The organism is Chryseobacterium viscerum, assembly GCF_002899945.2.
GTDB lineage: Bacteria > Bacteroidota > Bacteroidia > Flavobacteriales > Weeksellaceae > Chryseobacterium > Chryseobacterium viscerum.
In genome coordinates, this window is record NZ_PPEG02000001.1 from 13714 (window position 1) to 36604 (window position 22891).

Annotated in this window: 22 protein-coding genes and 1 riboswitch; of the genes, 7 read left to right on the forward strand and 15 right to left on the reverse strand. The window is 36.1% G+C overall.

All coding sequences use genetic code 11. The features are described from left to right. Positions 1-5: 5 nt before the first annotated feature. Positions 6-944, reverse strand: coding sequence for an alpha/beta fold hydrolase (locus C1634_RS00055; protein ID WP_103232868.1), 939 nt, complete (start codon positions 942-944; stop codon positions 6-8). Positions 945-1010: 66 nt separating this feature from the next. Further along, positions 1011-1117: riboswitch (SAM riboswitch) on the reverse strand. Between the two features lie 188 nt (positions 1118-1305). On the opposite strand from C1634_RS00055, the gene C1634_RS00060 reads away from it, so the two are divergent. Then, positions 1306-3921 carry an MGH1-like glycoside hydrolase domain-containing protein gene (locus C1634_RS00060; protein WP_109737742.1) on the forward strand — a complete coding sequence of 872 codons (2616 nt, stop codon included), beginning with the start codon at positions 1306-1308 and terminating at the stop codon, positions 3919-3921. A 63-nt stretch (positions 3922-3984) separates the two neighbouring features. Here the strand turns inward: C1634_RS00060 and C1634_RS00065 are convergent, their stop codons facing one another. The 8 genes from C1634_RS00065 to C1634_RS00100 all read right to left on the reverse strand — a co-directional run bounded on the left by C1634_RS00065 (position 3985) and on the right by C1634_RS00100 (position 11305). Next, positions 3985-4404: an OsmC family protein gene (locus C1634_RS00065; RefSeq protein ID WP_002983375.1), complete on the reverse strand. Its 420-nt coding sequence runs from the start codon at positions 4402-4404 to the stop codon at positions 3985-3987. A gap of 24 nt (positions 4405-4428) precedes the next feature. Next, entirely contained in the window at positions 4429-5751 is a 1323-nt protein-coding gene (locus C1634_RS00070) for a DUF58 domain-containing protein (protein WP_103232866.1), read from the reverse strand. Between the two features lie 81 nt (positions 5752-5832). Beyond that, positions 5833-6183 (reverse strand): four helix bundle protein, encoded by a 351-nt coding sequence (locus C1634_RS00075; protein ID WP_103232875.1) that lies wholly within the window; start codon positions 6181-6183, stop codon positions 5833-5835. 84 nt (positions 6184-6267) lie between these two features. Then, positions 6268-7299, reverse strand: a complete 1032-nt coding sequence (locus C1634_RS00080; RefSeq protein ID WP_103232865.1) for an AAA family ATPase — start codon at positions 7297-7299, stop codon at positions 6268-6270. A gap of 117 nt (positions 7300-7416) precedes the next feature. Further along, the gene (locus tag C1634_RS00085) at positions 7417-8574 is read right to left on the reverse strand and encodes a DUF4350 domain-containing protein (RefSeq protein ID WP_103232864.1); all 1158 of its coding nucleotides are present in this window, start codon (positions 8572-8574) and stop codon (positions 7417-7419) included. 11 nt (positions 8575-8585) lie between these two features. Beyond that, positions 8586-9377: a DUF4129 domain-containing protein gene (locus C1634_RS00090; protein WP_109737743.1), complete on the reverse strand. Its 792-nt coding sequence runs from the start codon at positions 9375-9377 to the stop codon at positions 8586-8588. After that, positions 9370-10332 carry a DUF4013 domain-containing protein gene (locus C1634_RS00095; protein ID WP_109737744.1) on the reverse strand — a complete coding sequence of 321 codons (963 nt, stop codon included), beginning with the start codon at positions 10330-10332 and terminating at the stop codon, positions 9370-9372. Before C1634_RS00095 ends, C1634_RS00090 begins: the two co-directional genes overlap by 8 nt. Continuing rightward, on the reverse strand, positions 10316-11305 hold the full coding sequence (locus tag C1634_RS00100; protein ID WP_103235564.1) for a stage II sporulation protein M: 990 nt from the start codon (positions 11303-11305) through the stop codon (positions 10316-10318). Before C1634_RS00100 ends, C1634_RS00095 begins: the two co-directional genes overlap by 17 nt. Before the next feature lie 28 nt (positions 11306-11333). On the opposite strand from C1634_RS00100, the gene C1634_RS00105 reads away from it, so the two are divergent. After that, a complete protein-coding gene (locus C1634_RS00105; RefSeq protein WP_109737745.1) occupies positions 11334-12083 on the forward strand; it encodes an RDD family protein in 750 nt (249 codons plus the stop codon). A 145-nt stretch (positions 12084-12228) separates the two neighbouring features. Continuing rightward, entirely contained in the window at positions 12229-12519 is a 291-nt protein-coding gene (locus tag C1634_RS00110; RefSeq protein ID WP_103233561.1) for a GNAT family N-acetyltransferase, read from the forward strand. Here C1634_RS00110 and C1634_RS00115 read toward each other — a convergent pair. The 5 genes from C1634_RS00115 to smpB all read right to left on the reverse strand — a co-directional run bounded on the left by C1634_RS00115 (position 12508) and on the right by smpB (position 17263). Further along, a complete protein-coding gene (locus tag C1634_RS00115; RefSeq protein ID WP_109737746.1) occupies positions 12508-13479 on the reverse strand; it encodes a glycosyltransferase family protein in 972 nt (323 codons plus the stop codon). The two genes, C1634_RS00110 and C1634_RS00115, sit on opposite strands and share 12 nt — an antisense overlap. Next, complete coding sequence (locus C1634_RS00120; RefSeq protein WP_103233563.1) at positions 13480-14304, reverse strand: UDP-2,3-diacylglucosamine diphosphatase; 825 nt, start codon at positions 14302-14304, stop codon at positions 13480-13482. A 57-nt stretch (positions 14305-14361) separates the two neighbouring features. Further along, positions 14362-15102 (reverse strand): YebC/PmpR family DNA-binding transcriptional regulator, encoded by a 741-nt coding sequence (locus C1634_RS00125; protein ID WP_103233564.1) that lies wholly within the window; start codon positions 15100-15102, stop codon positions 14362-14364. 95 nt (positions 15103-15197) lie between these two features. Next, positions 15198-16727 carry an OmpA family protein gene (locus tag C1634_RS00130; RefSeq protein WP_103233565.1) on the reverse strand — a complete coding sequence of 510 codons (1530 nt, stop codon included), beginning with the start codon at positions 16725-16727 and terminating at the stop codon, positions 15198-15200. Positions 16728-16804: 77 nt separating this feature from the next. Continuing rightward, positions 16805-17263, reverse strand: a complete 459-nt coding sequence (smpB, locus tag C1634_RS00135) for an SsrA-binding protein SmpB (protein ID WP_076597029.1) — start codon at positions 17261-17263, stop codon at positions 16805-16807. 121 nt (positions 17264-17384) lie between these two features. Here smpB and C1634_RS00140 point away from each other — a divergent pair, with 121 nt between their 5' ends. Next, the gene (locus tag C1634_RS00140) at positions 17385-19007 is read left to right on the forward strand and encodes an ABC-F family ATP-binding cassette domain-containing protein (RefSeq protein WP_103233566.1); all 1623 of its coding nucleotides are present in this window, start codon (positions 17385-17387) and stop codon (positions 19005-19007) included. A 79-nt stretch (positions 19008-19086) separates the two neighbouring features. On the opposite strand, the gene C1634_RS00145 is transcribed toward C1634_RS00140, so the two are convergent. Next, positions 19087-19899, reverse strand: coding sequence for a M48 family metallopeptidase (locus C1634_RS00145; RefSeq protein ID WP_103233567.1), 813 nt, complete (start codon positions 19897-19899; stop codon positions 19087-19089). Between the two features lie 109 nt (positions 19900-20008). Here C1634_RS00145 and recJ point away from each other — a divergent pair, with 109 nt between their 5' ends. The 3 genes from recJ to C1634_RS00160 all read left to right on the forward strand — a co-directional run bounded on the left by recJ (position 20009) and on the right by C1634_RS00160 (position 22862). Then, positions 20009-21721, forward strand: coding sequence for a single-stranded-DNA-specific exonuclease RecJ (gene recJ, locus C1634_RS00150; RefSeq protein ID WP_103233571.1), 1713 nt, complete (start codon positions 20009-20011; stop codon positions 21719-21721). Between the two features lie 133 nt (positions 21722-21854). After that, positions 21855-22439: a nicotinate (nicotinamide) nucleotide adenylyltransferase gene (gene nadD / locus C1634_RS00155; protein WP_103233568.1), complete on the forward strand. Its 585-nt coding sequence runs from the start codon at positions 21855-21857 to the stop codon at positions 22437-22439. A gap of 84 nt (positions 22440-22523) precedes the next feature. Further along, the gene (locus tag C1634_RS00160) at positions 22524-22862 is read left to right on the forward strand and encodes a DUF3817 domain-containing protein (protein WP_103233569.1); all 339 of its coding nucleotides are present in this window, start codon (positions 22524-22526) and stop codon (positions 22860-22862) included. Positions 22863-22891 lie beyond the last annotated feature (29 nt).

The following is a 22891-nucleotide window of genomic DNA, read 5'->3' on the forward strand; positions in this document are numbered from 1 at the left end:
TACTTCTATAAAATGTTTTTTATGATATTATTTAATTGTTGATATTCCATTAGGAAGGCGTCATGCCCGTGTATAGATTGGATCTCGTGATAAGAAACATTCTTATTTTTCTCTTTTAAGTTTTCAAAACACATTCGGATTTCAGAAGCCGGGAAGAATAAGTCTGTATCTACGGAGATCATGTGCATTCGTGCTTCGATCTTCTCCAGTGCTTTTTCATCAGTATTGATATTCATCAAGAGATGATTCATCAGTTTGTACGCTTTTAAACTAAATCTATCGTTTAACGCATTACCATGATAAACCAGCCAATCTTCTGATTCCAGGCGTTGTTTGTCCTGATTATATTGGTTTTGAAATCTATCGTTGAGTGATTGTGGAGTTCTATAACAGAGCATCGCATGAATTCTCGCTTTCTGTAATGGTTCATCTTTATCATTCAATAAAAACTTTTGAACCAGACATTGAGCATGAAGCCAGTCGTGTGTTCTGTAATCACAGGCTATGGGGATAAATATTTCTGCAAGATCCGGCTGCTTAACAAGCATTTCCCATGCAATTCCCCCTCCAAGAGAGCCTCCAATAATGGCATATATATTTTTGATATGTAAAGCTTCAAGTCCTTTTAGAAATATCGCAGCGATATCTGAAGGTGTGAAGTCGTCATAGTCTTCAATTAAAAAATCGTCATAACCGTTTCCGGGTATATTGAAACACAGAACAGTATATTGATCGGTATCAACAAGCTGATTTTCTCCCACCAATTGTTTCCACCACCCTTTTTCTCCCGATACATTTGAGTTTCCGGTAAGAGCATGGTTGATTAGAATAATGGGGGCTGTAAACAGATCTTTCCCAAAAAGCTGATAGCTTAATGAGATATGATATTCCTTTTGGGAATACGTTTGATACGAAAGATTAATATAGTTTAGTTCTGTTTTCAATTCTATTATATTTTAATACAAATACAATTGAAAATGCCACAGGAAATGGCTGAAAAGAACTTCAGTAAGTTATCTGTCCAAAATAAATTGGTAGAACGTAGCACCTTCTTTGCTTGCGCAAAGGGTTGCTAAGGTTTCATAGGGTCTAATCCCTCAACCTTTCTTGATAACATTTTCAATATTTAAATGAACGAATGATGCAAAGGTAGTTCTTTTCTTTTAATTTCAAAAAAAAATTATTTTAATATTAAAAAAAGCCTTTAAATACAAGTATTTCAAGGCTATATTAATAATTATTCAGATGAAAAAAATTGGAATTACTTCTCAAAAAAACTAACTTCGTATTGAAAAATGATGAAATATGACCGTTGAAAAAGAAAGATTACAAGATACTAAATGGAAAAACTGGGGACCTTATGTAAGCAACCGCCAGTGGGGAAATGTACGTGAAGATTACAGCCCCAATGGGAATGCCTGGAATTTTACCAATCATCATAATGCCGAGAGCTATGCTTATCGCTGGGGAGAAGAAGGGATCGCCGGGATTTCTGATGTAAAGCAGCTTTTCTGTTTTGCTTTTTCGTTCTGGAACAGGAAAGATAAAATGGTAAAAGAACGATTCTTTGGGTTGAGCAATCCTCAGGGAAATCATGGTGAAGACATCAAAGAAATCTTTTATTATCTGGACAATACACCTACCCACAGCTACATGAAGATGGTGTATAAATACCCAATTAATGAATTTCCTTACGATGATCTTGTTACAGAAAACGGAAAACGCAGCAAAAAGCAACCGGAGTACGAGATTTTCGACACCGGAATTTTTGATAATGACGAGTATTTCGATATTTTCATTGAATACTGTAAAGCCGATCACAACGATATCCTAGCCAGAGTCACCGTTTGTAATCGAAGCCAGCATGAGGCTCCTATTCTGGTAGCTCCTACACTATGGTTCAGAAATAACTGGAAATGGGGATACAATACTTATAAGGGAGAGATCAATGCTTCTCATGACGGAAGTATTAATATTGGTCATGACAGTATCTCGATCAAAAAGCTGTATTCCCGAAATACAAATGCACAGAGTGTATTTTGTGATAACGAAACAAATACTTCGAAACTTTACGGAGCTCCCAAAGCAGAGAATGCTTATTTCAAAGATGGAATCAATGATTTTATTATTCATCAGGGAGATACTGTAAATCCTGAAAAAAGAGGAACAAAAGCTTCTTTTCTTATTGATGAGCTTATCGGTGCAGGAGAATCAAAAGTCTTTGAATTCAGGTTGTGTCCTGACGAAACGGATGAACCTTTTAACAGTTTCGATCATATTTTCAATACCCGACAAGCTGAAGCTGAAGAGTTTTATAATGACATTCAGAATGATACCGTAAATGAAGATGAAAGAAATGTTCAGAGACAAGCCTTTGCCGGACTTCTCTGGAACAAACAGTTCTATCATTACAATATAGGAAAATGGCTGAAAGGTGATCCTAATTTTGAAGCGCCAAGAAACTTCAATGAATATGTAAGAAATACAGAATGGAATCATCTCCACAATAAGGATATTATTTCCATGCCTGATAAATGGGAGTATCCATGGTATGCCACCTGGGATCTGGCATTTCACTGTGTTCCTTTTTCAATCATCGATGCAGAATTTGCCAAGGGACAGCTTTTACTGTTGACCAAAGAATGGTATATGCATCCTAATGGACAGCTTCCTGCCTATGAATGGAACATGAGCGATGTGAACCCGCCTGTACATGCGTGGTCATGCTTCCGTGTTTTTAAGATTGATGAAAAAAATAATGGCAAGCCGGATCTGCTATTCTTAGAGAAAGTTTTCCAGAAGTTGTTGCTCAATTTTACATGGTGGGTTAACAGAAAGGATAAAAACGGTAAAAATATTTTTGGAGGCGGCTTCCTTGGTCTTGATAACATTGGAGCTTTTGACCGGAATATGGAATTAAAGGACGGCCAGCATCTTGAGCAGGCAGACGGAACAAGCTGGATGGCGATGTATGCACTGAATATGATGCGTATTGCGATGGAACTTGCCCAATATTATCAGGTGTATGAAGATATGGCGATTAAGTTTTTCGAACATTATCTTTATATCGCCGAGGCTATGGAAAATCTGGGTGAAGGAACGAAAGGGTTGTGGAATGAAGAGGACGGATTTTTCTATGATGTATTGCAACTTGGAAACGGAGACAGTGTTTCTTTGAAATTAAGAAGTATTGTTGGCTTAATTCCTTTATTTGCAGTAGAAATTGTTGATCACAGGCTGTTGGAAAAGATGCCTAATTTCAAAACCAGAATGGAATGGATTCTGAAAAATAAACCGGAACTCACCAAGCTTGTTTCTCATTGGGATGAAGAGGGACAAGGCAGAAAACACCTGATGAGTATTTTACGTAAAAACAGGTTAACGAAAGTTCTTACCAGAATGCTTGATGAAAAAGAGTTTCTAAGTTCTTATGGAATCCGTGCAATGTCTAAAGTGTATGAAGAAAATCCTTTTGTATTCTCTGTGCATGGAGCCGAAAATATGGTATACTATACTCCGGCAGAAAGCGACAGCCGAATGTTTGGAGGAAACAGCAACTGGCGCGGACCGATCTGGTTTCCTATTAATTTCCTGATTGTGGAGAGCTTGCAGCGTTTCCATTATTATTATGGAAATAGTCTGAAAGTAGAGCTTCCAACGGGAAGCGGAGATAAAAGAAACCTTGATGAAGTAGCCCAAAACATCAGCAAAAGACTTTGTTCTATATTTTTAAAGGATGAACATGGGCAGCGTGCTTTCAATGGAGGCAACCCGAAATTCAATTATGATGAACATTTCAGAGATTATATTACCTTCTTTGAATATTTTCATGGAGATAACGGGCGCGGTGTAGGTGCTTCTCATCAAACAGGATGGACAGCTACTGTGGCGAAACTAATAAAACCAAGACTTACCTTTTAATGGGTAATGAGTAATAAAAAAGCCGGATGAGTCATCCGGCTTTTTCTATTTTTAAATAAGAGATTATATTTTTTCTCCGTTCACATAGACTTCGTATCCGATTTCTACATTCGGTTCTAATGTTTTTGATACAGAACAGTATTTTTCAAAAGAAAGTTCTGCAGCCTTCAGTGCTTTTTTAGGATCAATTTCTCCTTCTAAAAGGAACTTAACGTTAATGGATTTAAAAGGTTTTGCGTCCTCTACCTGTACTCTCTCTCCTTCTACTTCTGCCTGGAAACTCTTGATCTCCTGGCGTTGCTTCTTCAAAATAGAAACTACATCAATTCCGCTGCAGCCTGCCACAGCCATCAGTACACTTTCCATTGGAGAAACTCCTTTTGCTCCGGGCTGGGAAGTATTATCCAAAAGGATAGAATTTCCCTGAGCATTTGTACATTCAAATAAAAAATCGTCGTTTATTCTGTTAAGTGTTATCTTCATTGTTGCTTATTGCTTGATACAAAGTTATAAAATTCCTCTCGCTTTTATCTCCAAATATTTATTGATAACATCGATATTCAAATTTTCCGGAAGCGTATATACCGTATAAATTCCATATTTGCGGAGTTCCTGAATGATCAGCTTCTTTTCAAATTCAAATTTTTCAGCAACGATCTCGTCATATATTCCCTGCATATTCTCAGGATTTTTGTTGATCAACGTCTGCAGTTCTGAATTTTTGAAAAATACCACTACCAACAAATGGTTTTTAGCGATTCCCCGAAGATATTTCAACTGACGGTTGAGTCCGTCTAATGTTTCAAAGTTCGTAAAAAGTAAAATTAAACTTCTTTGGTTGATGGAATATTTTACATCCTGATACAAACGATTGAAGTCACTTTCGAAGAAATCTGTTTTAATATTATAAAGTGCTTCAGATATTTTTTTCAATTGTCCGGATTTGTTATCGGCGGCAATTTTATTTTCAGCTTTTTTGGAAAAAGTCATCATCCCCGCTCTATCTCCTTTTCTCAAAATAATATGAGACAATGCCATCGTTGCATTGATAGAGTAATCCAGTAAGCTTAAACCATTGAAAGGCATTTTCATGGTTCGTCCTTTATCAATCAGCATAAAAATACGCTGTGATTTTTCATCCTGAAACTGGTTTACCATCAGACGGTTCGTCTTAGACGTTGCTTTCCAGTTAATCGTTCTGATATCATCTCCGGGTACATATTCTTTGATCTGCTCAAATTCCATGGTGTGTCCCAGCTTTCTCACTCTTTTGATTCCTCCCAATAAAAATTCACTTTGGATCGCCATTAGCTCATATTTTCTGAGATGAATAAAAGATGGATAAGCAGGCAGCATAGCATCTTTCTGGAAAGTAAACCTCTTCGAGATCAGCCCAAGCGGTGAAGATGCATAAATATTCAACCCTCCGAAATGATATTCTCCTCTCTCTTTAGGTTCTAATGAATATTGAAAGAAAGTATTCGCTCCGGAAGCAATCTTCTTTTCAATCAAAAAATCTCTTTTCTGAAACTGGAACGGAATTTCATCAATAATTTTAGTGGCTATTGGAAAGCTGTAATTATTTTTAATATCAATTTTCACAAAGTTCTCATCTCCGTTGGACAGTTTTTCCGGCAATATCCTTTGAACCTGCAATGCATTTTTTTGGTTAAAAAGCAACAGAGAATCTACCATTGCCGCCAGAAAGCAGATCAAAAGTGCGATATGGGCTGCCCACATCAGCACCGGAAAGAAAAATGCCAGGACATACAGAATCCCCACTCCGATGAGTGTAAAAAAGAAACGTGTATTGATGTATAAGTTTTTCATTGGTTAGGTTGCAGATTATAGGTTGCAGGTTGCAGATAAAAGTTTTTAGGTGGACGTTTATTAGCTTTTTCACTATCATTACTATTGTAGAGAATTAATGAGTCCGTTCAACATTTTGGATATTTCTATAATCCCTTCATTTAGTTTTAAATAATCATCCTCATTTAAAAAATTGAGATTTTTTGAAATTATTAACTGTGTTTCTACTTCTGCACAACTGCCTCTTGATATTTTTAAAAACTGCAGATAATCAGGTTTGCTTCGTCTCGAATTTCCCTCTGCAATATTGGAGGGTATAGAAACAGCGGCTCTTCTTATTTGTGATATTAATCCGTAGATTTCGGTTTTAGGAAAAGTTTCAGTAATCCTATACATTTCAGTAACAAAATCAATAGACTTCTGCCAAACTATAAGCTCTTTAAAATTTGCCATTGTAATATTTTGTACTTTAATTAAATTAGGGTTCTCCATCAACTGCTACCTGCCACCTATTATCTACTACCAATTAACTACCCCCTATCTCGGTATTTCTATTCCTTCTAAAATCTGACGGATAATTTCATCTGCGGTAAGACCTTCCATTTCTCTTTCGGGAGATACAATTACTCTGTGTCTTAAAACAGCGTAGCTTGCTTCTTTAATGTCTTCAGGAGTCACAAAATCTCTGCCTCTTAGCGCTGCAAAAGCTTTTGATGCGGTAAGAAGTGCCAGTGAAGCTCTTGGTGAAGCTCCCAGATATAAAAATTGATTTTCTCTGGTATTGATGATAATTTTAGCAATGTATTCCATCAGCTGAGCTTCCACAATGATTTCTTTTACCAGATGCTGATAGCTTTTCAGTTGTTCTGCCGTAATGACACGGTTTACCCCTTCTGTTTTATCTTCTTTTTTGCTTTCATGCTGATTTCTAATGATCGCGATTTCCTGTTCAAGATTAGGATACCCTACATTGATTTTGAATAAAAATCTATCCAGCTGGGCTTCAGGAAGTCTGTATGTTCCCTCATGTTCTATGGGGTTTTGGGTAGCGATAACAAGGAAAGGTTCTTCCAAAACATACCGTGTTCCGTCCATGGTGATCTGTCTTTCTTCCATGACCTCAAATAATGCAGATTGGGTTTTTGCCGGCGATCTGTTGATCTCGTCAATCAGGATGAAGTTGGAAAAGATAGGACCTTTCTTAAATTCAAATTCTGAGTTTTTCACATTGAAAATAGATGTTCCCAGGATGTCGGAAGGCATCAGATCCGGCGTAAACTGGATTCTGCTGAAACCTACGTCAATTGTCTTAGCCAGTAATTTTGCTGTAATGGTTTTGGCTACTCCGGGAACTCCTTCAATAAGAACGTGCCCGTTTGAAAGTAATGCTGCCAAAAGATGTTCTATCATCTTCTCTTGCCCTACAATTACTTTTCCTATCTCAGATTTTACTTTCTCTAAACTCGTACGAAGTTCTATCATATCGATTCTCGACTGAAACTGTTCTTCCTGTTTATTAAGGTTTATAGAACTTTGGTTTTCTATATTCTGGTTATCAAGATTTTCCATAATAAAATGTAATTTACCAATCTAACACTGTATCAATCTAACAAGTATACTCTTCTTTGGAATAGTCGTTATGATTATTGATCAGCTGTCATATTGTTATATTATTATATAGTTATATTATTTAAGTATTTCATCAAGGAGTTTATTGATCCTTGCAAGATCTTCCTTCATTACGCTGGCGTAAGGATCCTGAGCTTTTTGAATAAGTGCTATCGCTTCATTAATCATTTCCATCGTTTTACCCGTTTTCAGGTGCAGTTTTTTTGCAAATTCTTCATCCAGATTCTGGGTATCTATCAACAGATCCATTCTCACTTTATTCAGAAAATATTGGGCTTTCTTCGCCATCATATCATGAAAATCACCTTCCTGAAGATAAAGATTTCCAATGCTTTTCACAAAATCCAGAGAAGTATTTCTTAACGGCTCTTCTACAGGAACTATTCTCTGTTTTCTCTTTGCATTAAAGAAAATGAAAAGAATAAGACCTCCCAAAAATACCCACCATGCATACTTTAAAGCCGGATTCGACAATACAAATCTCATAAAGAAACGCGACGTTGTACTTTTACCAGCGACAAACCAAAGTGTTTCCCTATCCTGAAGATATGAAAATACATCCTCTGCATATTTTATATTACCAGGTTTAAGAAGATAATAATTGGTGAGAAAAAGAGGTTCTGTATGAGCATAGATATACCCTTTTCCGAATTTCACTTTGATAAAGTTGGCTTGATCTGTATTCTTTTTTTCTACAGTCTTCCCCAGCACTTCAACGTTAGGTTTTATAAATGAGAATCCCCTGCCAGATGGAAATTTATCCAGTTTAACAAAATCGTTCTGGTATTTTTTGTCGGTAAGTTTCAGGACATTTTCCTCTTCAAAAGAGATTTCCGAATCATAATATCCAATACTGTCTGAGATCTCTTTAGGCATACGACTTGCCATCAAAAACGCATCTGAGCCCTCAGATACCTGAGTCAGGATTTTTTTCCACGACTCTCCGTCAAGGTTATTTTCGATAACAACAATATTGTGAACACCTTTTTTATGCTGGCTGTAGTATTCATAAGGAACCTGCTCAATCTTTTTCAGGTTATTTTTAAAAAGATATTTCGCTTCATTATTAAAAACAAACAGCCCAAACGGCGACTTTTCATTGATATCAAAATTCTTGCGCCAGTCTGTTGTTTCTTTTTTGTTAACTTCAAGCAATGCCAAAACAATCATCACAATGATGAAAATTACAGCATATGTTTTGAAAGTTTTATTCATGGTTATGGTTATTAAGGTTTAAAGGCCTGATACTGATTTTTAAATTTCTGATAACTCTGCTCTTCAATATTGAATTCCCCATACCAGACATAATCGAAAATATAAGACAGATTGGAGAAATCATTTTTCAGATGAGGAGCTTTTAACTCTGCGGCATAATCCTTATTTGTTTTTTCCGGATTCCAGCTGATCAGCTTTTTATCACTCAGTTTTTTAAGGATAAACAAGAATTGATAACGAACTGCTGAACGGTAATCTCTGGCATTCTCAAATTTTGCAATACTGTCAGGGAAATTTATTTCATGGATATTCTCATGCAATTCTTCTACATGGATGTTCAGTTTCTTATTCTTTTTACCAAAAATAAAATTCCCATCTTTTCCCATGATATATTTAATGATAAAATAAAGCAGAAAACCTACCAGAATAATGGCAAACAGCCGGATAAGAACTCCCGTAAATTCTGCAGACTTGGTCAATGCTGTTTCTCCAAAAATCCCCTGTATAATCTGATTGAGTTTTCGCATCAGCTTTTGCCAGAAAGATTCTCTTGGCTTTGATACAGAATAGTCGAACTCATTTCCTTTATATCTTGATGGAATATTTTCTTTAAATGTTTTAGGATAGGCAGTATTTTCTGATACCGGATTTTTCATCAGAACAGAATCTGCACGCAGCATATTTCTATAATGTCCGGTTGTATATAATGAATCTACCACATCATCGGCAATAGGATTATCGTCCTGAGCATGAACCAACCCAAGAGAGAAAAAAAACAGTAAGAAAAAAAGAATTCTATTCATTGATTCCAATAGTATCTATTTCTGCCAATTCTACTTTCTGATGAAGGTCTGTTCTGCTGTCATAATACATCAGCCCTGCATTCACATACATCAGATTTGAAAGAAAAAATGAAAGCAGCATTGAAATCCCATAGAATACAAGAAACACAATTCCTAAAGTACCTGTAAAAGGATTTTGCTCAAAATTCCCGTCTGGTGTTGACGTAAGAAGCGATCCATAAAAGAACATCATCGGAATAAAAGTGAAGATGGATGTTGCGATGTAAATAATAATAAACATGACAAATGCAGCTCCCCAATATTTCCAGTACGGAGACTTCTCACTGCCGTTCGGGTATGAGAACTGTGAACGCAAAGCATAGCTCAAACTTCCCCAAAACCCTCTGTCCGAATTAAAATAATCATACATCAGAAATGTCGTAAAATTAAATATCGTCGGGTAAAGAAGCAGGATCAGAAACAATCCGATAATAATAAAAATCAGGATATAAGAAAAACCTACAACAACTAAAATTATTGGGGTAACAATAAAGATCATTCCAAGGCACAGCTTGGCTATTCTTCCTGCATTGCTCTTAAAATCACTCAGAATTTCATCCGCTTTTATTTTCTCTGCTCCCTGTGCTATTCTTTTCAAATAAAAAACCGGGTACAGGTAATTCACAATCATCAGGATCATGAAAAGTAGGAAAGTCAATAATCCCACCGTGATCAGCATTCCTGCATTATCTGAAAAATATTGTTCAAAATAATACGTTTCACCCCCAAGATTGGATCCGAATATCTGGGAAAAAAGTTCCTTATATCCGAAAATCATAACGGCTGTCATTAAGATCAGAAGCAAGCCATTGATCAAAATATAGTTTTTGAAATAATTCTTTCCGTATAATTTGAAAAAATTAAAACTATCGCTGATAAAGCTCCCGAAGTCTCTCTTTTTATAAAATTGTATCATGGATGTGTTTATTAGTTTTTTTATTGACAATAGACGGATATGCAAAATAATAAAATCCCACAATTGCCAGTGAGCCGAAAATAATAATCAGGTTCAGAATCAAAGGCATCTTTAAAGCGTGTCTTGTCACATAACCTTCTATAATCCCTGCACAAATAGTAAAAGGAATGGTGCTTAAAAATATTTTAAATGAATCTTTAAATCCTTTTTTAAAAGAATTAAACCTTGAAAATGTTCTCGGAAATAAAATGGAAGCTCCCAGAATCAATCCGCACATCGCTTCCACCACCATGGCAAAAATCTCAAAAACTCCGTGAAGCCATATTCCTCTCGCACTGTCTTTCAATGCGCCGTAATCATAGAAAAAATATTGGAAAGCTCCCAGCATCACACTGTTGGAAAGCAATGCAAACAATGTTCCCACTCCTCCGGCAATCCCATAAATATATAATTTTGCCCCTACCTGAATATTATTGAAAATAATTCCGATTGTACTCCCCCAGGTTGAGCCGCTTTCATACACGGCCACAGCATTTCCTTTCTTGATATTTTCTATCGTTTCATTAACATAGGATTCCCCATTGGGTATTGCAACGGCTAAGAAACTTTTATCATAAATTGCAGAAAGTACCCCTATTGAAGTAAACAAAAAGAAAAAAAGAAAGGCATACATCAGATATCTCCGGTACTGATACATCAGCAATGGAACTTCTGTTTTGAAAAAATAGATCAGTCTGTTCTCCTCTACCCTTTTGGTCTTATAAATCTTCTGAAAAATCTGAGAAGACAAATGATTCAGGTAAACAGTCGTATTACTTTTTGGGTAATAGGTCTGGGCAAAAGAAAGATCATTGATCAGGTTAATATACAACGAAGACAGGTCATCTGGATTTTTTTTAATTTTCCCTTGAATAACCTGTTCTATTCCCAACCATTTTTCTTTATTTTGTTTAATGAAATAAACTTCTCTCATAATTGTTAAGGCTAAAATAATAAAAAATATGTCTCAAATTGCGATAAATACCTCACAAAATGTAAATATTAATTTTAATATTGCAGGCGTAGGAGAAAGGATGCTTGCCTTCATTATTGATCTTCTGATCAGGATCGCTTATGTGGTGATCATTCTGTATTTATTCTTCAATATTTTTGATTTGGGATATATACTGGATGGTCTTGACGAATGGTCCATAAGAGCTGTATATCTTATCCTTACGTTTCCTATTTACATTTATCCTCTGGTTATGGAAAGTTTAATGGAAGGCCAGACTCCGGGTAAAAAGCTGATGAAAATCAAAGTGGTAAAAATTGACGGTTATCAAGCAAGTTTTGCTGATTATATGATCCGCTGGGTTTTCAGAATTGTGGATGTTTCATTCGCCGGAGTGATCGGGCTTATTTCTATGATTGTCTCTAAAAATAATCAGCGTTTGGGCGATATGGCCTCCGGAACGGCTGTCATTTCCCTTAAAAATAACATCAATATTTCTCATACGATTTTAGAGAATATCCGCGAAGATTATGTTCCCTCTTTTCCACAGGTCATCGCTTTGAGCGATAATGACATGAGGATCATCAAAGATAATTATACCAAAGCTTTGAAAGCAGACGACCGCCAGATTATCAGCAAACTGTCTGATAAAATTAAAAGTATTCTAAAACTGGAAATAGATTCTACTAAAATGACGGAACGACAGTTTATCAATGTTGTTATTAAAGATTACAATTACTATACAGGAAAAGATAATTAGTAAGGGCATCAGCGAGTTTTGCTTCGCAAGTGAGTCGTCAATTTAAAACCTGAAAAAATTGATTGTGAAGTGACTCACCGTTCACAATCACTCGTACCAACAGGTCGGTTTAATTTTTGTATATTTAACTATAAAGTTCTGAATCATGAAATTTGAAAACAATAAATCCGGAAACGGCGGAGTTCTTACTCTAAATAACGATACAAAAGAAGTTGGCAGACTTACCTATACCATTTTCCCTGAAGATCATAAATTTATTATTTCTTTTGTATTGGTACACCCAGAATTCGAGGGCAGAGGAATGGGAAAATATTTAGTAGAGGAAGCCATAAAATTTGCCCGAGAAAACAACTGGAAAGTGTATCCGCACTGTTCTTATGCAAGATCTGTGATGATGAGAATGAATGATGTAGAAGATATATTTTTAAAGAATTAAAACTTCATTCAATAGGATATCTTCAATATCATCCGGATAATCTACCTTAAGATGATGATCGGAAGCTACCCATTCCATAATTTCCTGAAGATTTAAAACCTTAGAATTGGGAATTCCCATTTTGTCAAGGGCACATGCATTACATTCCTGTTCATATTGATTATGGATCGGAATCACGAATAGTTTTTTATCCATAAACAAAGCTTCTGCAGGAGCTTCAAAACCGGCATTACACAAGATTCCTTCACAGCCTTCAAAGTATTTCAGATACTGGCTTTCATCAATAGGAAATACTTCTACATTTTTCACCTTCACCTGTACTTTGCTGTATTTTGAAAATACTTTCCACTCAACAGGAATTTTTCTTAAAACCTTAATTATATTTTCATCTGCAAAACTAGGAAGGTAAACAAGGTAATATCCCTGCTTATAAGGATTAAGATTTCTGATTTTTCTTCTGATGACAGGTTTTTTGATCTGGGGATGATAGTTCTCAAAATGAAATCCGATTTTCCTTTCACTGGGAACATAGTATTTTAAGATCATCTCTCCCAGAAAATCTTTTTTCTTAGGCTTAGGGGTCTCCGGAAAACTCATTGATGCCTGATGGCTAAGCTCTATCATCGGCAGCTTTTTCAGTTTGGAAGCCCAGCCTGTCAACGGTTCATAATCATTAATGATTAAATCGTACTGTGATAGCTCCAATTCTCTGATTATTTTGGCTGCTTCAAGAAATTTATTTTCGGTAAACGTTTTTCGGTAGGATAAACCTCCTGTTTTGTTATAAAGAAGGGAAATACCCTTATATTGGAAATTAATGTCAAAATCAGCCTTTAATTGTGACTGGTGCCCGCTGATCAATGTATCAACAGATGCGTGTTTTTTGAGAAGAGGAATTATTTCCTGTGCTCTGGCAACATGCCCGTTCCCAGTCCCCTGGAATGCATACAAAATCTTCATTTAGGAAAAATTGGTTACAATTTTCAGAAGAGCAGAATTGTCCATCTCCTGGATTTCTTCCACTTCATCATCTTTCAGCAAGTGCTTATGGTCATCATAATAAAAAATTTTCCATTCTTTATCATGGTATTCTAAGGCAGACAGATTTTCAATCCAGTCCCCCGAATTCAAATAAGTGCAGGATCCTTTTTTGTTGACAACCTCACGAATCTGTGGTTGGTGGATATGCCCGCAAACAACATAGTCATACTGATTGTCGATAGCAAGCTCAGAAGCTGTAAGCTCAAAGTCTCCGATATATTTCACTGCTTTTTTCACATTGTTCTTGATTTTTTTCGAAAATGAATATTTTTCTTTACCCATTTTTTCTAAGAACCAATTTACAACATTATTGATAACAATTAAGAGATCATAACCTTTTCCGCCAAGTTTGGCAATCCACTTTGAATGCTGGACGGATGCATCGAAAACATCACCATGAAAAATCCAGGTTTTTTTCTGATCGATATTCAGACAGATTTTATTACAGACTTTAAGCTTTCCAAGTTCAAAATCCGTGAACTTACGGAACATCTCATCATGATTGCCTGTAATGTAATAGACATCTGTATTCTTAGTGGCCAATGAAAGAATCTTTCTGATCACTTTCAAATGAGGTTTAGGGAAGTAAGACTTTTTAAACTGCCAGATATCAATAATATCACCGTTTAAAACTAAAGTTTTGGGCTGGATAGAATTGAGATATCTCAACAATTCTTTAGCCTTACATCCATAAGTTCCCAAATGAACATCCGATATAACAACTAATTCAACGTTTCTTTTCATAGTTTTGTACAAAGAAACTAATTGAAAATTAACTGTATATGAATGCTATATTATTTTTTACAAAGAGTCCATTAGCTCTTCTGTGATTTCCATGTTGTGGTAAACGTTTTGAACATCATCGTCCTCCTCGAAACGCTCAAGCATTTTCATATTAGCTTTGAACTGTTCTGCATTCACCTCTTTTGTATTATTTGGAATTCTTTGAAGTTCTGCGCTCTTCGCTTCAATTCCAAGCTCATCTAATTTGTGAGATAAAGAACCGAAATCTTCAAAAGCCGTTGTAATCATTACTTCATCTTCGTCTTTTTCAACATCTTCTGCTCCTCCGTCAATCATTTCCATTTCAAAATCATCCCAATCCATTTTGATCTGAGCCAAATCAAGGGTGAAAATTCCTTTTCTGTCAAAGATAAATGCCAATTCGCCATTCTTTCCAAGGTTACCATCAAACTTATTGAAAACGGCTCTTACATTTGCTACCGTTCTTGTTGTGTTGTTTGTAGTACATTCTACAAAAAAAGCAACACCTCCCTGTCCGTAACCTTCGTAAGTAATTTCTTCATAGTTTTCAGCATCAGCACCACTTGCTTTCTTGATTGCTCTTTCTACATTGTCCTTAGGCATATTAGCCCCTTTGGCATTCTGGATACATCTTCTCAGTGCCGGATTAGCTTCTGGATCTGTTCCGCCTGCTTTTACAGCCAAAGCGATATCCTTTCCTATTTTAGAGAATGTTTTGGCCATTTTATCCCATCTGGCCATTTTAGAAGCTTTTCTATATTCAAATGCTCTTCCCATTTTAATTTTTAAATTTCCAACAAAATTAATCAAAAGTCAACAAAAAAAAAATACCTCCAAAAAAATTGGAGGTATTCATTATTTAGAAAAATTAATTATTTTTTCTTTTTAGCTGGAGCTTTTTTAGCAGCAGCCTTTTTAGCTGGAGCTTTTTTAGCACCTTTCTTAACAGCTTTTTTAGCTGGTTTAGCTACAGTTAAGTCATTTTTCTTGTAAGTATCCCACTCAGCACCTGAGATCGCTCTTACGATAACTTTTCTGTCTTGTTGTCTTTCAGCATCAGTTGCAGTTGCAGGAATTTTAGCTTCCTGAGAACCGATACCAATAGATTTCAATGTTGCAGGGTTTACACCTCTAGCTTCTAAAGCACCTACTACAGAAGCAGCTCTTTCTTTAGAAAGTTTCAAGTTGTAAGCAGCAGCACCTTTAGCATCTGTCATACCTACTACTACGAAGTTTTCAGATGGAGCATCTTTAATAATCTTAGCAGCGTTATCTAATTTTTCGTTAGACTGAGGTCTGATTGTAGCTTTGTTGAAATCAAATAAGATATCTTTCAACTCATTAGTTACTGTAACATAAGTAGGATCTTTTGGCTTAGGACATCCGTTGTATTCAGGAAGACCTGGAACAGTAGGACAAGCATCATCTTTATCTAAGATACCGTCACCGTCTGTATCTGGCCAAGGACAACCGTTGTTTTCAGCAGGACCTGCTACTGTAGGACAAGCGTCATCTTTGTCGATTACACCATCACCGTCAGTATCTGGCCAAGGGCATCCGTTGTTTTCAACTGGACCAGCCACTTCTGGACATTGATCGTCTTTATCTGGAACTCCGTCACCGTCAGTATCAGGACATCCTTGGAATTCTGGTAAACCTGGAGTATCTGGACAAAGGTCATCTTTATCTAGGATACCATCCTTATCTCTATCTCTGTTTCCGAATCTGAATAAGATGGAAGCAGAAGCCTGCCAGAAGTTACCAACTGTAGAGTGGTCACCTGGAGTTGATACGTAATCTCCTTGAACACCAAGACCGAAGTTCTTAGTTACCCAGAAGTTAGCACCAGCACCTGTAGCTACAGCAAAGTGATTAGCTTTACCATTCTCGTTACCATCTTTACCGTTAGTTACATTTTCGATAGGATTACCGTTAGCGTCAACAGATGTTCTAGGGAAAGCAAGTGCAGTATAGTCATGTCTTAAGTAGTTAGCACCTACTCTCAAATATGGATCAAACCAAGATTCCTCGTTCCATAAAAGACCTGCAGCGTGAGCCTGTAAACCAAGACCTGTCATTAGGAAAAATTCTTTCCCCATGTTGAATCTTTTGTTTTCAACATTTCCAACAGAAGTTTGCCAGTCAATTACTAAACCTTTACCAATGTTTCTAGCAACTGTTAGCTTAGACAATGGAGGTGTAATAGAAAAATTGTTCACATTGAACATATTTTTCGTCAAATTGTTAGCAGAGAACGTATTACTGAAGTTACTTCTTGCTGCTACGTGGTTTTCAGCATGAGCACCAACTCCGATTAACCACGGATTGTTGGTAGTCTGTGCGAAAACAGTAGAGGCAACAGTAAGCGCCAATGCTGAAATTCCTAATTTTAGATTTTTCATAGAATTAAATGATTAAATAATTGATAATGCAAAATAAATATAATTTTTCTTTATATACAAAGTTTTTCAAATGATTTTTAACTTTTCTTTAATATTCTGTCCAGGTTTCGTTTGTTTTCTCTATCTTTAATCGCCTCTCTTTTATCGAAAAGCTTTTTCCCTCTTCCCAGCGCTATCAGCACCTTTGCTTTACCCCTGTCAGTGATATATAATTTTAAAGGTACAATTGTGTTCCCAGCATCCTTTAACTTTTTTTCAAGTTTTTGCAATTCTTTTTTGTGCAAGAGCAATTTCCGTTCCCTTTTTGTTTTATGATTGTAAAAAGTTCCCAATTTATACTCGTCAATCATCATGTTAATGATGTATAACTCCCCATCAATAAACTGACAGAACGATTCTGTGATAGATGCTTTGGATGAACGTAAAGATTTTATTTCGGTACCCGTCAAAACCATTCCTGCTTCGTACTCTTCAAGAATTTCATATTCAAAGCGGGCTCTTTTATTTAATATACTGACTGTTTTCTCAATCTTCATCATTTTAAAATTTCGTTAATGAAATATATAAAAAATACCATACATTTAAAAACTTGACTATTATATTATTACAAAATACCCAAATTCTTTTCGTATTTTTGCGCCAAATTTACAAAACTATATGTTAACAGTATCTAACTTATCTTTACAATTCGGGAAAAGAGTACTTTTTGACGAGGTAAATATTATGTTTACCAAAGGAAACTGCTACGGGATCATCGGAGCAAACGGTGCGGGAAAGTCTACATTCCTTAAAATATTAACAGGAAAGCAGGATCCAACAACAGGAAATGTATCTCTGGAGCCAGGGAAAAGAATGTCAGTTTTGGAGCAGGATCACTTTGCTTTTGATCAGTATACTGTTCTTGAAGCAGTTTTAAGAGGAAACAAAAAATTATTCGAGATAAAAGAGGAAATGGATGCGCTTTATGCGAAAGAAGATTTCTCTGACGAAGACGGAATTAAAGCGGGTGAACTAGGTGTAATCTATGATGAAATGGGTGGATGGAACTCTGAATCTGATGCGCAAACGATGCTTTCAAACGTAAGAATTAAAGATGACATGCATTATCAGATGATGAGCGAACTGGAGAATAAGGACAAAGTAAAGGTTCTTTTGGCTCAGGCACTTTTCGGAAATCCTGATGTATTGATCTTGGATGAACCTACGAATGACCTTGATATTGACACCATTTCTTGGTTAGAAGATTTCTTGGCTGATTATGAAAATACAGTAATCGTTGTATCTCACGACCGTCACTTCCTGGATACGGTTTGTACGCACATTGGAGATTTAGATTATGCTAAACTTAATCTTTACACAGGTAACTACTCTTTCTGGTATCAGGCTTCTCAATTAGCAACAAGACAAAGAGCTCAAGCTAACAAGAAAGCGGAAGAAAAGAAGAAGGAACTTCAGGATTTCATCGCGAGATTTAGTTCTAACGTTGCAAAAGCTAAACAGGCTACTGCAAGAAAGAAAATGATCGATAAATTAAATATCGATGATATTAAGCCATCTTCAAGAAGGTATCCTGCAATTATTTTCGAAATGGAAAGAGAAGTGGGAGATCAGATTTTAGATGTAAAAGGTCTTGAAAAAACAAAAGATGGGGAATTATTATTCTCAAATATCGATCTTAATCTTAAAAAGGGTGATAAAGTAGCTATACTTTCTAAAAACTCTTTGGCGATCACAGAATTTTTTGAAATTCTGGCAGGAAATGTTGAAGCAGACAAAGGAAATGTTGCTTGGGGAGTTACTACGAACCAATCTCACATGCCTTTAGATAACACAAGTTTCTTCCAGGAAGATCTTAGCTTAGTTGATTGGTTAAGACAATTTACCAAAAATGACGAAGAGCGTCACGAAGAATTCATGAGAGGATTCTTAGGAAGAATGCTTTTCTCTGGTGATGAAGCTTTAAAATCTTGTAAAGTACTTTCAGGAGGTGAAAAAATGAGATGTATGTTCAGCAGAATGATGCTTCAGAAAGCAAACGTTCTTTTATTAGATGAGCCTACTAACCACTTAGACCTTGAAAGTATTACTACTTTGAACAACTCATTGTCAAATTTCAAAGGAAATCTTCTATTGGCATCTCATGACCACGAAATGCTTTCAACAGTCTGTAACAGAATCATTGAGTTGACTCCAAACGGAATCATCGACAGAGAGATGACTTACGACGAATATCTTGCTGATAAAAAGGTGAAAGAATTAAGAGAAAAAATGTATTCTTAATCTGAACACATTCAATCTATATAAAAATACCTCAAAGCAATGCTTTGAGGTATTTTCGTTTAAACAATAAATAAAATAATTATTTCGTCAATTTTGCAGTAGGTAAAGAAACTGTTCCGGGATCTTTCCATAATCCTTCTTTCTCAGCTTTCTTTTTAATAGATTCTGCCCTTTTATTACTATCCGGGTGAGAATTGAACATTTTCTCAAAATTAGTTTGTGTACTTCCTTCCGAAAGTAAAGCCAATTTTTTGAACGCTGTATAAGCTCCTACTACATCATATTTATTAGCCTTCATAAAATCGTATGAATAGGTATCCGCTTCTGATTCCTGTTTTTTACTGTGTGAAGCATCTAGAAATGCATTAGCCATCTTCCCTACCTGGCTCTCATTAAGAGTAGCTACAGCAGAAGAAGCTGATGATGCTGCATCTAAGGCTGCTGCTTTAAGATAAGCCGATTTCATTGCATCTTTTGTATCCTGATTTTTAACGTGTCCGATCTCGTGTCCGATAACTGCCAGCAATTCGTTGTCTGTCATAATATCCATCAGAGAAGAGAATACACGTACACTTCCGTCTGCACAGGCGAAAGCATTGATATCTTTCACTTTATAAACCTTATAATTCAAATTCAGACCGTCCTGAGATTTGTGTTTTCCAAACAGTTTGTTCAGTCTCACAGTGTAAGGATCTTTAGGTCCTGCTACGGTATTATTTTTATCCATCCAGTCTACTGATTCTTTGGATAATTTAACCGCATCTTCGTTCGTAAATGTTAAAGCTTTTGCACCATTTGAAACTATTCCGGCTGCTTTTCCGAGGTTGATTTTTTGTGCATTGATCGAATACATTGCCCCCAATAACATAAGGCATACAGTAATTTTTTTCATATTTATTAAAAATTTGGAGCACGAAGGTAACCTTTTTTTAACAATTATTAAGTTGAAACTTAGTTCGAGATCATTTCAGAATGCTGTTTTTTTTCCTTATTTTTGTGAAATGAGTCAAAAATGGATTTATAAGCCCGAACCCGATGAGGAAGTTGTGGACGGACTAAGTTCGTCACTTGGTTTTGGTACTTTTGAATCTAAACTTCTCGTTTTAAGAGGAATTGACAACTATCAAAAGGCCAGAGAATTTTTTAAACCGAACCTTAACGATATACACAATCCGTTTTTAATGGCAGATATGCAAAAAGCTGTAGAGCGTATTGCCACTGCGATTGAAAATGGTGAAAAAATACTGGTATATGGTGACTATGATGTGGACGGAACCACAGCGGTTGCTTTGATGTACCTATATCTCAGCAAAATTGTTGAGAAAAAATATTTAGACTATTATATCCCGGACAGAAATTCTGAAGGATATGGAATTTCCACAGAAGGGATTGATTTTGCCAAAGAAAATGGCTTCTCATTAATTATTGCTCTGGACTGCGGAATCAAAGCACTCGATATGATCAGCTATGCCAGCAGTCTGGATATTGATTTTATTATCTGTGACCACCACCTTCCGGGTGAAGAAATTCCCAATGCCGTAGCGGTACTTGACCCTAAAAGAAGTGACTGCCGATATCCATTCAAGGAACTTTCCGGATGTGGTGTAGGCTTTAAACTTTGCCAGGGGCTTAATACCATTTATAAATTACCGGAAGCAGAATTATTTGAACTGACAGATCTTCTGGCCATTTCAATTGCTGCAGATATTGTTTCTATGACAGGAGAAAACAGGGTATTGGCTAAGATGGGATTAAAAACGCTTAGGAAAACCAGAAATCTGGGATTAAGATTGCTGATTCCTGAAGACAAGCTTTCTCATTTTGAAATTTCCAATATTGTTTTTGAAATCGCTCCTAAAATCAACGCTGCCGGACGAATATCTCAAGGTAAAGCAGCAGTGGAACTGATGGTTTCTGATAATCTGAAGCATGCGAATCAGATTGTAAGTGACATCATGGATCTTAATGATGAAAGGCGCGAATTGGATATGAATTCTACTCTTTCTGCTCTGAATCAGATTATAGAATCTCAGCAGGAAAGTAAACATACCACTATTGTGTATCATCCGGAATGGAATAAAGGAGTAATTGGTATTGTAGCTTCGCGGCTTATTGAAACCTATTATAAACCTACGCTGGTATTCACAGATGGAAATAATGGAGAAATGGTAGCTTCGGCAAGATCTGTTTCCGATTTTGATGTCCATGAAGCGTTAGATATATGCTCCGAATACTTCCTTAAATTTGGAGGACATCATGCAGCTGCCGGCCTTTCGATGGAGAAGGATAAATTTGAAGCTTTCAAAGAAAAGTTCGAGAGAATTGTCTCTGAAAAAATCAAAGAACATCAAAAAGAGCCTTCCATTACGATTGATACTGAAATCATAATTGACGAAATTAACAGAGAGTTTATCAATTTCCATAGGAAACTGGCTCCCTTCGGTCCTCATAATATGAAACCTATTTTTACATTAACTGATCAGAAACTTTCAGGATATGTAAAAACAATGGGAAAAGATAACAATCACCTGAAATTTTATATCAAACAGGAATCTACAGGACGTAATATTGAATGTGTGGGTTTCAAACTTGGACAATTTGTTGAAGATTTTAAAAACAAAAGCTTTGACCTGGCGTTTACCCTGGAAGAAAACCACTGGAAAGGCAATGTAACTCATTATCTTAATATTAAGGATGTGAAGTTTAGGGATTGATGGAGGTTGCAGGATTTAGGTTGCAGGTGATAGAAATCAGAACTTTATCAAACCCCATTACCTTAAAAAAGAATCCTGAGTCCAATATTTATATTCTAAGTACTCCCACCCGCTACCTACTACCTAACAAAAAATGAAAAAAATCGGTTTATTTTTCGGATCATTCAATCCTATTCATATCGGACACCTTATTCTGGCTAATTATATTCTGGAAAACTCTGATATGGAGGAATTATGGTTTGTAGTAAGCCCACAAAATCCTTTTAAAGACAAAAAATCTTTACTGAATGACCACAACAGGCTCGATATGGTACAGCTTGCAGTAAAGAACTATCCTAATATGAGGGCTTCCAATGTGGAGTTTTCACTTCCGAAGCCTAGCTATACCGTTGATACTCTGACGTATCTCCATGAGAAATATCCGGATTATTCTTTTAGCCTTATTATGGGAGAAGATAATCTGAAGAGCCTCCACAAATGGAAAAATTCTGATGTTCTGATCAAGAATCATCACATTATTGTTTACCCCAGAGTATTTGATGGAGAAAAGAAAGATTCCGAATATTTACAGCATGAGAATATCTCTCTGATAAAAGCTCCGGTAATAGAACTTTCTGCGACAGAAATCCGCAATATGATCAGAGATAACAAAAATGTGAGACCTATGCTACCTCCTGAAGTTTTTGAATATTTGGATGGTAGTAATTTTTATAAGTAATTTTGCAAATCAGAAATTAGAGGGTAGAAACCAGAAGTGAGAGAATGACTCTTACCTTTCAACGCCCAACTCATCGCTAAAGATATGAACTTCATCGAACAATTTTTCTCAAAATATCCTCAGGAAAAAATCATCAAATGGTTTAAACAGATTTGTCTTGCAGAAGCCATTTCATGTCTTTTATTGTATTGTGTCGCTATGATCTGGATCCGGTATGATGAGAATATATATTCCATTATTTTCATCAGCGTTATTGGCAGCTTACATGGATTATTTTTCACCCTTTATCTTTTGCTCTGCCTTCCTGCAAGAAAAATTTATAATTGGGATGATGAAGATTTTGTTTTTGCATTATTATCTGCATTCTTTCCTTTTGCAACGATTTGGGTAGACAAAAAGCTAGCCCGATTTGATAGAGAATAAATCATAAAATACCCTATAAAAAAAGGACC